Here is a 12,303-nt window from a genome sequence, read left to right on the forward strand (position 1 = left end):
GACTGCAGTTCGCGTCCGTCTAGATCTTGCAGCGGTGATAGGTGACGTCCATTCCCTCGACGCCCGGAAATTGCCGGACGACGGTGTCGTCGTCGACGGTCTTGAGGAAGAACTGTACATTGGACAGCATGATTCCCGAAGCGCAACTGACGACGATATTGATGATCTGATCGGCGTCCTTGCGCGACTTGATCAGGCAATTCTCGAATTTGCCCCTTAGCCGGTCAGGCTCCACGATGAAGCCTTTGCCGTAGACCCCGGAGAAATTGGTGAAGGCGACCTGGTTCGCCCGGCCCTTTCGGGCGAACACCTTGCCGCATTGGGCGGCGTCGCTAGCCCAGGCGCCGGTGAGTTCGAAGGCGTGCGCGCAATCGGGCAAGGCAAGGATCATGCTCGCCACGACGACCGTGCCGAGCCTGCGATGCGGTTTCATCCGGTCTCTCCTTGGTTCGCCCGATCAGTGACCGGCCAGCACCAGTGTCTTGATCGGCAGCAGCAGGGCCTGGATCCGCAGCAGCAGCGCATGCACGAGACCTGTCGCGTCGACGACGTGCAGGGCAATTCCCTTCATCGTGCCGGTTTTCGGATCGTCAATCACATCGTGGTTGCTGGTGTAGGCATTGACGATGCAAGTGCTGCCCGGCGTCACGCCATCAAGGCCGTTCTTGTAGAGCGGCTCCAGGTACACCAGAATCGAGCCTGGCTTTTGCAGGTTCTGCGGGTCGATCAATACCTCGCTGGCCCGGAACTGGCCGGCGGCGATGAAATCCTGCACGGTGGTGACGACCAGCGGAATGATCACCCACGGCTTCGAGATGCAGGTGGCTTCAGCGACCATGCCGGGTTTCATCACCTGAGCCTCGATCTGACCGAACCCGGCCTGCAACCTGTTCCGGCCGGCTTCGTCGGGGATCAGGATTCCGGCCGGCCGCATGATCTGCGCGACGAGGTCGCCGGGGCGGACGAGGAATTGCTCGACGCGGCCATCGACGCCGGCGCGGACGATGGTCTTGTCGACATCCACCTGCGCCTGAGCCACCGCGGCCTCGGCGCTCGCCTTCTCGGCCGGCAGCAGCGTGGAGACGCGCAACGTCGCCGATTCCTTGACCGCGTTGGCGGCATCGACGCCCGACTGCCGCTGATCGACCAAGACCTGCAGCTTGTCGATATCGCGCTGCGGTACGATGCCCGGATTGCGGCGTTGCAAATCGCTCTTCACGTTGAGTTCGTCCACGGCCTGCTGCAGGGAAGCCTTGGCCTCCCCGATCTGGGCGTCCGCCTTGACGACATCGGCCCGCGCCGAGACCATCGAGGCGTCCACCTCGGCGATCTTCCGCTTCGCGGTCTCCAGCGCGGCGTCCTGCCGCGAGCTGTCGAGCCGGAACAGAACGTCGCCCTTCTTCACAGCTTCAGTGAATCCGACATTGACCTCGACGACGCGGCCGGAGCCTTCGGGCAGGATCGGCACGGTCCTGAAGTAGATCGCCGCGGAAGTGGTCGAGGGATGATAGTAGAAGATCATCGTGATCAGCGAAATCGTCAGCATCAGGCAGCCGGTGATGCCCCACCTCAGTTCGTACCAGACGGAGAAGAACGTGATCTCCTTGCCGAGCCGCTTACCCTGCCGATAGCGGCGGTAGAGGTAGTCCGGCAAAATCGTGACCAGCGAGCAGAGCATGAGCTCAAGCATGGTTGTGCACCCCTTCCTTCGCCGGTGCCTGGACGCCGGATTTGCCGCCGGGTGCGGCTTCAACTTCGGGTTCGGCGGCGGGGGCGCCGGGCGTGGCATCGGCAATGCGCTCGACGGAATCGGCAATGCTGCGCATCGGTGTGCCAAAATCCGGCAGATCGATCATCGCCAGCAGCAGGCCGGCGACCCAGAAGATATGCATGTGCGTGAAGAGCGAGATCAGGCCGAGAACAGCGACGATCTCGAACTGCAGCTTCTGCGACTTGTGCGCCATGCGCTCCGGCAGGCTGTGCAGTCTCCAGTAGAGGGTGCCGACCCACAGGACCGTGCCGACCAGAAAAATGCCCATGACCACCATCAGGGGGTCGGACCCGTCGGCGCCGGGAACGAAGAACGGCAAATGATGGGGGGCTGCCGAATGCATCTGTTCGCTCAAATCTCATCTCCCGTCCAGGTGCCCCGGGCACTTCGCAGCCGTGCCTCGCACCGTGCCGTCCTGCCGCACGGCTCGCTTGATTTGGATCAACGGAACGCGGCCCTCCGGTCCTAGCCTCGACGGGCAAGGCGATGAATCCGTCCGAGGAGGCGCAGGCCATGCCAGACAAGATCGACGATTTGATTCCGAAAGCAAGTGATATTCAGAAGCAGGCTGCGCTGAAGGAAGCTGAGAAGGCCGACGAATACGCCAAGCGCGCCGCCGCAGCCGAGGCCGAAAAAGCTGCGTTGATCGAACGGCTGAGCAAGCCGTCGGGGCTGACCGAGGACGAAAAGGTCAAGCTCGCCTCGACCGTGATCCAGCGTGCCGTGCGCAACGGGCTGACCGAGGTTCAGGTCTACCGCTTCCCCAACACGCTCTGCACCGACAGGGGGCGCGCCATCAACCAGATGGAAGCAGGCTGGGAAAGGACCCTGACCGGCATCCCCAAGGAGATCTACCAGCTCTGGGCCGACTACCTGCAGCCCCGCGGCTATCGCATCCGCTATCAGATCATCGATTTCCCCGGCGGTGTGCCCGGCGACATCGGCATCGCAATCAGCTGGGGCGACTAGCGTTCGTAGAGATGGAGCCTCGCAAATGGCCAAGGACGATCCTGCGGAGAAGATGAAGCGCAAGGACTACGAGAAGGAGATGCAAAAGCTGCAGGTCCAGCTCTGTCACCTGCAGGAATGGGTGAAGGCAAACGGACAGCGGGTGATCATCCTGTTCGAGGGCCGCGATGCCGCCGGCAAGGGCGGCACCATCAAGGCGCTCACCGAGAAGGTCAGCCCCCGCGTGTTCCGCGTGGTCGCCCTACCCGCTCCCTCCGATCGCGAGAAGTCGCAGCTCTTCATCCAGCGCTACATGCAGCAATTTCCGGCGGCGGGCGAAATCGTGATCTTCGACCGTAGCTGGTACAACCGCGCCGGCGTCGAATACGTGATGGGTTTCTGCACCAAGGAGGAGCACAAGCGCTTCCTCTCGCTCTGCCCGCAGATGGAGCAGTATATCATCGAGGGCGGCATCATCCTGATCAAGCTCTGGCTCGAGGTCGGCATGGAGGAGCAGGAACGCCGTTTCAACGCGCGGATCGATGATCCGCTGCGGCAGTGGAAGCTGAGCCCGATGGATACGGAGTCCTACCGCCGCTGGTACGACTATTCCCGGGCGCGCGACCTGATGTTCAAGGCGACCAACTCGAAGCATGCGCCGTGGTACATCATCCGCTCCGACGACAAGCGGCGGGCGCGCCTCAACTGCATCTCGCACATCCTGAAGACCATACCGCACGGACGCGTCAAGCGCGAGAAGATCAAGCTCCCCAAACGGTCGAGCAAAGGCCGCTACAACGACCAGGCCGGCCTGCGCGGAATGAAATCGGTCGCCCAGCGATACTGAATCCGGACGGGCCGCGTTTTCCGCGACCCGCCCGTTGCACCACTATTTCAGGCGTATCGAGACGCCGCCCACGGCCGCCGACACTTCGGCGCCGACCTTGGGGCCGCTGAGCTGCAGGATCACGCCATTGGCGTTCTGCAACTGCACGCCGCCCGCGCCGGCGGCGATCGCGCCGCCCGCACCGGCCACGGTGTAGGAGCCCTCGATCGAGGCCGGCCCCTTCAGATTGATGGCCCGTCCGACCAGCTTGGTGGTCGAGGCGCCGATCGTGAAGCCGATGCTCATGCCCGAGACCGTGAACGGATAATGCTTGCCGCGCAGCGTCAGCACGCCCTCGCCGCCGCCGACGCCGACGACGAAGCCGCCCTTGGTGAAGATCACGGCGACCCGGCCGGTTTCGGCCTGCGACGGCGTGCTGAAGCCCGCCGATCCCACCACCAACGCAACCAGAGCAACGAGCAAACGGTTCTTCATGATACCTCCTTCGAGAGAGAACAGTACGCCAACGTCTATTGCGCGAGCAGCATCGCGAAATAGCCGAAGATGGTGAGCAGGATGCCCGAGACGGCGTAGCCGACCGGGAATCCGATCCAGGGCACCGAGCTCTGGATCTCGACCGCGGCCTCGCGGCACGGGCCGGAATGCGACCGCGCGCCGGCGACGCCGCCCATCAGCACCGCGGGATTGATCTTGAAGACGTGGTAGCCGATCGCCCAGACGATGAACGGCGGGATCGTGCAGGCGATGAAGCCGACGATGAAGATCTTGAGTGCGATCGCGCCGGTCAGCTGCGACAGCAGTCCCGCACCCGCGTTGACGCCGACGATGGCGACGAACACGACGAGACCGAGATCCTCCAGCACGTTGCGCGCCGCGTTCGGCGTATTACCGAAGAAGCGCAGACGAGAAACGATCGAGGACACGATCACGCCCGACAGCAGCAGGCCGCCGGCGTTGCCGAGGCCGATCTTGGCGCCGAATGCCGGGAATTCGATCCGGCCGATCAGGAAGCCGATGATCATGCCCACCGCCAGCGTGAGCAGGTCGGTCGAAGTGTTGGTGCGCGCGATGCGTCCCCACAATTGTCCGAGGTCGCTGACGGCGGACTTCAAGCCGACCACCGAGATGATGTCCATCCGCTGCAGCTCGGTCTTGAGACCTGCGGGGATCGCAACGCCGCCGCGTTCGACCTTGGTGATCTGCAGCTGGCCAGCCATCGCCTCGCCGCGGAACGACTCAAACGTCCGTCCGACGACATCCTTCTGGGTGACCAGGATATCGGCCTGATCGAGCGGAATGTTGAGCGCCTTCTGATCGGCCACTTCAGGGCCGATCAGGCCCATCTTTGCGGTCAGGTGCTCGGTCGAACCACCGAGCGCGATGACATCACCCGCCTGCAGCACGAGATCGGGATCGGCCCCCATCTGCTGGCCGCCGCGCACGACGTTGACGATCCGGTATTCCGGATTCATCTTGCGGAAGTTGGCAATGCTCTTTCCGACGGAGTCCGGATTTTCCAGCCGGTAAGCCCGCAGGCCAAACTGGCGATAGCCGGTGAGCCCGCCGCCTTCCAGATCCTTGACGCCGAACTCTTCCTCATACTTCTTCGCCGCCGCCTTGGCGTCGACGCCCCACCACCTGGGCAGATATTTGCAGATCAGGATGATGCCGACCGTGCCCCAGATGTAGGTGATGCCGTAGGACAGCGCGATCATGCCCGACGCCTGCTCAGCGGTCATGCCGTCGGGCAGCTTCACGACGCCCGAGGTGACTGCCTGCTCGGCCGAGCCGATCGCCGCCGACATGGTCTGCGAGCCTGCCAGCATGCCGCCGGCCGCGCCGACCGGCAGATCGAACATCTTCGCCCCGAGCACGACAAGGGTCAGCCCGATCACGCTCGAAACCACCGCGAGGATGCAGAACTTCAGCCCATCGCCCCTCAGGCTGTTGATGAAGGACGGCCCGACCCGCAGGCCGACCCCGTACATGAAGAGGTAGTAGAACAGGCTCTTGGCGAAGTTGTTGAGTTCGAGCTTCACGCCATAGGTCGAGGCCAGAACCGATAGGCCCGCGCCGACCACGATGGCGCCCGCCACCATGCCGAGCCCGTAGCCCTTGATGCTGGCCCGCCCGATCCACACCGCGAGGCCGACGACGAAGAACAACAGCAGATAGGGATTCTGCTGAAGGAACGTGAAAAAGCCCTGCATGACCGTCCCCTCCCTTCCGACTTACGACGCCGCCTTGAGCTTCGCCGCGGCAGCCTTCGGCTTGCCCATCCTGGCGAGCGCCTCGGTCTTGACGAGCTTCAGGCCTTCGGTCGCGTCGTATCCGTGGATCTCCTTGACATCGAGCTTGCGCATGAAGTCGATGGTCTCCTGGGTGATGACCTGTCCCGGCACCATGATCGGGAAGCCCGGCGGATATGGGATCACGAAGTTCGCCGAGACGAGATCCGGGCCGCTCTTCAGCCGGCGATCGATCTCGGGATCGCGCAGGCGGATGTATTCGCATCCAGCCGCGTCATAGGCCGCGTAGAAGCCGCTGCGGATGTCGCCTTCGTTGGTCTTGCTCCCGGCATCGCCGCGGTAGCTCGGATGGAAGTGCGAGAAGTTCGGCAGGTCGGGCACGTCCTTCATCAGGCTGTTGACCCGTGCGTCGAAGTCGACCTTGGCGTTGGCGCCGCCCTTGGCCAGGCCGCGGTCGATCTCGCCTGCGATCTCCGCCAGCACACGGACGAGGTGCGCGACGTCGCTCCGCGTATTATTGATGTTGGACTGGATCAGCACCGAGTTGCGCGAGGTCTTGTTGACCTGGATGTTGTAGCGGCTGGCGAGTAGCCCCTTGAACTGCGTGCCGTCATATCCGGCCGTGCCGCAGACCAGCGTCATCCGCGTCGGGTCGAGGCAGAACTCGTCGTCGTTGAGGCTCTTCAGCGCGCTCGCCCAGTTGGTGCCGGCCGCCAGATAGTCGGTGAACCCGCTCTGGCGATACTCCTTGGGCACCATGGCGTCGGCGCCGAGGACGCGGAAATACCGCGAGATCAGCGGATTGGTGTTGACCGCATTGCGGATCGCGAAGGCGATCTCCATCGCGTTGGCCACCAGGCCATAACCTTCGAGCTCCATCTGCCGCCGCGAGACATCGAGGCTGGCGATCAGCTGCTGGTTCGGACTGGTCGAGGCATGGGTGAACACGGCTTCCTTGAATTGCGCCTCGACGGTGTGGAATTCGACGTCCTTGACCGAGAGCATCGAGCCTTGCCGAATCGCCGACATCGACTTGTGCGTCGAATTGGTCTGGTAGACGCGGAGCCGGATCTGCCGCGGATCGGGGATCAGCCGGGTCTTGAGCAGCAGCTCGTCGGACGGGTTCTTGCCGAGCTCGGCCCGCTGCTTCTCATGGGCCGCGACCGATTTCGGATCGTGCATCCACGCCTCGATCTCGTTGGCCGCGCCCATCGCGGTGCGCCGCCGCAGGAACGGCGAGAACCGCGCAAAGCCGAACCAGGCCTCGTCCCAGAGGAAGATCAGGTCGGGCTTGATCGCGAGGCATTCCTCCATCACCCGCCGCGTGTTGTAGATGTGACCGTCGAAGGTGCAGTTGGTCAGGTCGATCATCTTGACGCGGTCGAGCCGGCCGTCGGCCTTGGCGTTCAGCAGCGCCTGCTTGATCGTCTTCAGCGGCACTGCGCCATACATCGAGTATTCGGTCATCGGGAACGCTTCGACATAGAGCGGCTGCGCACCGGCCAGCACCATCCCGTAATGGTGCGACTTGTGGCAATTGCGGTCGACGATCGCGATGTCGCCGGGGCCGAGCAGCGCCTGCACCGTCATCTTGTTCGACGTCGAGGTGCCGTTGGTGACGAAGAAGACGCGGTCGGCGCCGAGCGCCCGCGCCGCCTTCTCCTGCGCCTTCTTGATGTTGCCGGTCGGCTCCAGCATGCTGTCGAGGCCGCCGGTGGTCGCGCTGCTCTCGGCCAGGAACAGGTTCAACCCATAGAACTCGCCCATGTCGCGGATCCAGTCCGATTTGAATACGGACTTGCCGCGCGCGATCGGCAGCGCGTGGAAGGTGCCGATCGGCCGCTGGGCGTATTTCTTCAGATTGTCGAAGAACGGCGTGTCGAAGCGGTCCTGCACGCCTTCCAGGATGGACAGATGCAGCTCGAGGATATCCTCGACCGAGTAGAAGACGCGGCGAGCCACATCGGCTTCGGGGTTGCCGGCCAGCTCCTCGACGTCGCGATTGGACATCAAATAGAGATCGAGCTCGGGACGGACCCGCTTGATGATGTGGGCGAGCCGAAGCGCGGATGCATCGGCTTCGTCGCTGAGCCCCATGGCTGACGTCATCGACCGCAGCACCGGCGCGTCATGGCGCGAGCGCAGACCGAAGCCGTCGTTGATCACCACCGCCGCGATGTTCGGGTTGAGCATGACCGCACAGAACGCGTCCTCCAGGCTGCCGACGACGACCGGCTCATAGATGAAGGCGTCGGCGGGCCGACGCAGCTTGCGCCATTCCGCGGTAAGCCCTTGCCAGTTGCTGGCGGACACCCCGGTCACGATCAGGGTTTCGAAATAGGGCCGGCGCGCCGCAGCCTGTCCGAGCGTCGGCGGCAAGAGATCGGGAATCTCGCCATTGCCATCATCCTGCGTGCTCCAGTCGCCGGCATGCTGGCGGAACGACTTGGTCATCAGCGCCTGCGCGATCCGTGTCGCAAGCGCGAACGAGCCGGCGGCATCGCCGGCCGCCGCGGCTTCCTTCAGCGCCGCCATCAATTGGGGGCCCGGGTATCCGTGAAACTCCTCGGTCACGGCAAGTGTCGACAACTCAGCATCGTATTTCGCGCGATCTCCGCCCCTGCTCCATGCCTTCGCAGCGTCGACCAGGTCGCGCCAGCCGTCGGCGCGACCGCCGGGTCCGGAGAAGAATTGATCAATGCGCTGCTGTGCCGGCGTTGCGTTGGTCATGGAGGGACTCCCGATCTGGCGGTGGTTTGGCAGGATCATCGATCGGCCTGCCGCATCACGCCTTGATCCAAGTCAAGCCGCCACGCCCTTGGCGTGTGCGCTCAGCGAGCGCATGCGGCGCAACGCGGTGACGAAACCGCGACCCCGCCCGATCGACGCGGATTGCTTCAGGTCGAACCTCGCCGCCCCGCTTCGCACCGCAGCAGAACGATCAACAGGGCGGTCACGGGAACACCGAGCGCGATGTCGGGGATCGCCTTGGTGGCAAACGCCCCGATCGCGGCTCCCGTGCCGAACGCGACACAGACGCTGGCAAAGATGCCCGGGCGGCGCAGCATTCCAGCCTGCCCCACCGCGGAGGCCGCCGCGAACAGTCCCTCGATCGCTTGCCGCAGATTGCCCGTGATCATCACCGAGCTGTAAGTGGCGCCCTCAACTTTCGTGAAGATCGCGGTCTGCATGGCGGCGACGAACGAGATACCGATCGTGCCCGCCAAGTCCGGCAGCCGATTGTGCAGGACGGCGACCGTCACCAGCAGCGCGATCTCGACCAGGATGCAGATCGCGCTCGCGCGGTCTCCGGCGACCAGTCGCAGCCACGCGACCGCGACGATGCCGGCCGCGAATGCGAGCATCGGCGGGACGAAATGCAGCGCCTGCTGCCAATCGCCCGTCGTGCCGTGCACCCAGAGCAAGACGAGGTTCGCCGTCTGCGCATTCGCCATCACGCCATGAATGATCCAGGTGTAGGCGTCGAGATAGCCGCCTGCGAAGGCCAGCAGCAGCGCGACCTGCACCGTTTCCTCCGAACGAAACGACTGGCTGGCGACAGCATCCAAGGGAATGGCGCCCGGTACTGTGATTGTGGACAGGCGATCTACAGGACACGTCGACTTCGATCCGGATTGATCTGGATCAAGCCGCGGCGTGCCATCCGGCAGATGCTGACCGGACGCAAGGGAATGGAGGCAACCACTCCATGCACCAGAGTTGTCTGCGGTCTCTCGCGCTGATCGTCCTGCTTCTGACGAGCCAGCTGACGCTCTCACGTGCGGACGACCAGGCGCCCGTGCAGCGCATCCAGGAGGAAATCTGGGCCCTGCCCCTGCCGCTACCGATGTTCGCCTATCTGGTGCGCCCGATTGGCGACGGGCCGTTTCCGCTGGTCATCATGAATCACGGCGTGTCGCTCAATCCGAGGGATCGCAGCTTCTTCCCGCTGGTCGAATTCCGCGATGCCGCGATGTGGTTCGCGCGGCGCGGCCACCTCGTCGTGGCGCCGGTCGGCACCGGATATGGCGCAGCGGCCATCGACATCCCGGAGCGCGGACTCTACGGGCCGTTCTTCTCCAAGGTCGGCAAATGCACCAATCCGAACTTCCTCGATCCCGGGCTCGCGGTCGCGCAGGCCGACCTCTGGATCATCGACTACATGATCGCCGAGAAGCGGGTGCTCCCGAAGGATGTCATCGTGGTCGGGCAATCCGCGGGCGGCTGGGCCTCGATCGCGCTGTCCAGCCTCAATCCGCCGCCAGTCAAGGCCATCATCACCTTCGCGGCGGGCCGCGGCGGCCGCGTCGACGGCAAGCCCAACAACAACTGCGCTCCCGACAAGCTGGTCGAAGCGACCGCCCTGTTCGGCGCCACCTCGCGCGTGCCGATGCTGTGGATCTATATCGAGAACGACACCTTCTTCGGCCCGGCGCTGTCGAAACGCATGTACGAAGCCTTCACCGCGGCCGGCGGCCAGGCGGAATACCACTTGCTGCCGCCATTCGGCAGCGATGGACACTTCTTCATCGGCTCCGCCGAATCGATTCCGATCTGGTCACCGCTGGTCGAACAGTTCCTGGACAAGCTTCGATAGTGGCCCGGCAAAGCCTCGAGGAGCATTACCATGAGCTCGCTTTATCGCTCGCGAGGGTCACTCGCCTTGCAGGCCGCCGCGGCGGCCCTCGCCGGCCTGCTGCTGTTGGCGGCCGATAGCAATCTCGCACGCAGCCAACAGGCGCCGCCGCCGGGCACTACCGCCGGCGCCGATCCGGCCGAAGTCCCGACGCGCGGGCAACGTCCGCCACGCCCGATCAAATATGGCGACTGGCAAAAGTTCTGCTTCAAGGCGGGCGGCGCGAAAACGCTGTGCCGCACCACGGTCACCGGCACCTTCGAGACCGGCCAGACCGCGGTCCGCGTCGATCTGATCGAACGCGAGGACGGCGATGCGCGGCTGCAGCTGTTCGTGCCGGTCGGGATGTATCTGCAAGCCGGCATCAAGCTCTCCGTCGACAAGAATGAAGCGTACCGGATTCCCTATACCTGGTGCGTGACCAACGGCTGCATCGCGGCGCAGCCCGCGGATTCCAAGCTCGTTACCGAAATGGAGTCGGGACAGGTGCTTGCGCTGGAGGTGGTCGATTCCAACATCCTGTCGGTGACGACATCGATTCCGCTCGCGCGCTTCGGCCCGGCGCGGCACGGCCCTGCGGCGCTGTCGATCGATCAGAAGATCGACGAATAGCGGCGCCTCATCCCCGCTATGATGCCATTGCCATGGCGCGCTTGATCGGCTCGATCAGCGACCGTGCCGTAAACGGCTTGGTCAGGTAAGCCGCGCATCCCGACGCGATCGCAGCCATGCGGGTCGCGTGGTTGTCGTTGCCGGTGATGTAGATGACGGGAAGATCGACGCCGATATCCGCCAGGCGATGGTGCAGCTCGATGCCGGACCCGTCGCTGAGATTGATGTCGATGATGAGGCAACCGGCGCTGTCGAAATCGCCGTGCCTGAGCAAAGCCGCCCCTCTCTCGAATATTTCGCAGGCGAGGCCATGCTCCCTCAGCAATCGCTTGATGCTCTTGAGCATCGAGGGATTATCGTCCACCACGAAAACGACATTCCGCGTCGGCAAGGCAGTCGGCCTCGGCTATGTTCTACGGTCACGCGCTGATCTGCCGCCGTGAGGCCGATCCTGGATCGCGGCTCACGGCGAATTCCAATGCCAGCCGACGGTCCCCGTCGCCTACTGCTACCTTTGAGATTAGTCTCGTCACAAGCCTTTCATATTGTCCCTTCGGACAAGGCAGCTCAAGGGCGCTGGTCGTTGGCCGGATCGAGCATGCCGAGGCGCTCGGCAATCGAGACCAGTTCGGCAAGCGACTGAACCTGCATCTTCTCCATGACCTGGTGGCGATGCGCCTTCACCGTGCGCTCGGCTGTCCCCAGCTCATGCGCGATCTGCTTGTTGATCTTGCCGCGCACGATCAGGTCGAACACCTGGCGCTCGCGCGGCGTCAGCGTCGAGACCAGCGCACGCAACGTGTCGAGCTTGCCGCGCTGGCTGAGCACCAGCTTCTGGCGCGACATGGCGCGCTCGATGGCATCGATCAATTGCTCCGACGAGACCGGCTTGGTCAGGAAATCCTCGGCGCCCGCCTTGATCGCCCTCACCGTCGTCGCGGTGTCGGCGAAACCGGTGAGGAAGACGATCGGCAGCGTCGAACCGAGCTCGATCAGGCGATTCTGCAGCTCCGGTCCGCTCAGACCCGGTATCCGTACGTCGAGCAGGATACAGCCCACCCCCTGATTGCCTGGAAGCCGATCCAGCAGCTCCTGAGCCGATGCATAGGTCACAACGTCGTAGCCCGCGAGCTTGAGCCGGCGCTCAATGGCCGTTCGAAACGACAGATCGTCATCAACCACATGAACGCAGCCGGACAGCTTTCTCTCCTCCGTCTTCGAGAGCAAGGTTAGGAGATTG

The 12,303-nt window shown here is 64.0% G+C and carries 13 protein-coding genes; 4 read left to right on the forward strand and 9 right to left on the reverse strand.

What is annotated here, in order from left to right:
* Positions 1-19: 19 nt before the first annotated feature.
* From JQ633_RS31590 to JQ633_RS31600, 3 genes are read right to left on the reverse strand one after another with little or no spacing between them, the layout of a single operon-like run.
* A complete protein-coding gene (locus JQ633_RS31590; RefSeq protein WP_249159791.1) occupies positions 20-433 on the reverse strand; it encodes a hypothetical protein in 414 nt (137 codons plus the stop codon).
* 24 nt (positions 434-457) lie between these two features.
* Positions 458-1,690: an HlyD family secretion protein gene (locus JQ633_RS31595; protein ID WP_211989577.1), complete on the reverse strand. Its 1,233-nt coding sequence runs from the start codon at positions 1,688-1,690 to the stop codon at positions 458-460.
* The gene (locus JQ633_RS31600) at positions 1,683-2,126 is read right to left on the reverse strand and encodes a hypothetical protein (protein WP_249159792.1); all 444 of its coding nucleotides are present in this window, start codon (positions 2,124-2,126) and stop codon (positions 1,683-1,685) included. Before JQ633_RS31600 ends, JQ633_RS31595 begins: the two co-directional genes overlap by 8 nt.
* Positions 2,127-2,284: 158 nt before the next feature.
* On the opposite strand from JQ633_RS31600, the gene JQ633_RS31605 reads away from it, so the two are divergent.
* Positions 2,285-2,740, forward strand: coding sequence for a hypothetical protein (locus JQ633_RS31605; protein WP_211989578.1), 456 nt, complete (start codon positions 2,285-2,287; stop codon positions 2,738-2,740).
* Between the two features lie 25 nt (positions 2,741-2,765).
* On the forward strand, positions 2,766-3,566 hold the full coding sequence (gene ppk2, locus JQ633_RS31610) for a polyphosphate kinase 2 (protein ID WP_211989581.1): 801 nt from the start codon (positions 2,766-2,768) through the stop codon (positions 3,564-3,566).
* A gap of 42 nt (positions 3,567-3,608) precedes the next feature.
* Here the strand turns inward: ppk2 and JQ633_RS31615 are convergent, their stop codons facing one another.
* The 4 genes from JQ633_RS31615 to JQ633_RS31630 form a co-directional block, all read right to left on the reverse strand.
* Complete coding sequence (locus tag JQ633_RS31615; protein WP_211989583.1) at positions 3,609-4,040, reverse strand: hypothetical protein; 432 nt, start codon at positions 4,038-4,040, stop codon at positions 3,609-3,611.
* Between the two features lie 35 nt (positions 4,041-4,075).
* Positions 4,076-5,776 (reverse strand): aspartate:alanine exchanger family transporter, encoded by a 1,701-nt coding sequence (locus JQ633_RS31620; RefSeq protein WP_211989585.1) that lies wholly within the window; start codon positions 5,774-5,776, stop codon positions 4,076-4,078.
* Between the two features lie 21 nt (positions 5,777-5,797).
* Positions 5,798-8,545, reverse strand: a complete 2,748-nt coding sequence (locus JQ633_RS31625) for a decarboxylase (RefSeq protein ID WP_211989587.1) — start codon at positions 8,543-8,545, stop codon at positions 5,798-5,800.
* Between the two features lie 167 nt (positions 8,546-8,712).
* Positions 8,713-9,342: a YoaK family protein gene (locus JQ633_RS31630; RefSeq protein ID WP_349631640.1), complete on the reverse strand. Its 630-nt coding sequence runs from the start codon at positions 9,340-9,342 to the stop codon at positions 8,713-8,715.
* Positions 9,343-9,524: 182 nt separating this feature from the next.
* Here JQ633_RS31630 and JQ633_RS31635 point away from each other — a divergent pair, with 182 nt between their 5' ends.
* Together JQ633_RS31635 and JQ633_RS31640 are read left to right on the forward strand one after the other, a co-directional pair.
* On the forward strand, positions 9,525-10,412 hold the full coding sequence (locus tag JQ633_RS31635; protein ID WP_211989591.1) for an alpha/beta hydrolase family protein: 888 nt from the start codon (positions 9,525-9,527) through the stop codon (positions 10,410-10,412).
* A 30-nt stretch (positions 10,413-10,442) separates the two neighbouring features.
* Positions 10,443-11,063: an invasion associated locus B family protein gene (locus JQ633_RS31640; RefSeq protein ID WP_211989593.1), complete on the forward strand. Its 621-nt coding sequence runs from the start codon at positions 10,443-10,445 to the stop codon at positions 11,061-11,063.
* A 16-nt stretch (positions 11,064-11,079) separates the two neighbouring features.
* On the opposite strand, the gene JQ633_RS31645 is transcribed toward JQ633_RS31640, so the two are convergent.
* Both JQ633_RS31645 and JQ633_RS31650 read right to left on the reverse strand, forming a co-directional pair.
* Positions 11,080-11,430 carry a response regulator transcription factor gene (locus JQ633_RS31645; RefSeq protein ID WP_349631641.1) on the reverse strand — a complete coding sequence of 117 codons (351 nt, stop codon included), beginning with the start codon at positions 11,428-11,430 and terminating at the stop codon, positions 11,080-11,082.
* A gap of 200 nt (positions 11,431-11,630) precedes the next feature.
* A complete protein-coding gene (locus JQ633_RS31650) occupies positions 11,631-12,263 on the reverse strand; it encodes a response regulator transcription factor (protein WP_211989790.1) in 633 nt (210 codons plus the stop codon).
* Between the last annotated feature and the right edge of the window lie 40 nt (positions 12,264-12,303).

Source organism: Bradyrhizobium tropiciagri, from assembly GCF_018130505.1.
Lineage (GTDB): Bacteria > Pseudomonadota > Alphaproteobacteria > Rhizobiales > Xanthobacteraceae > Bradyrhizobium > Bradyrhizobium tropiciagri_B.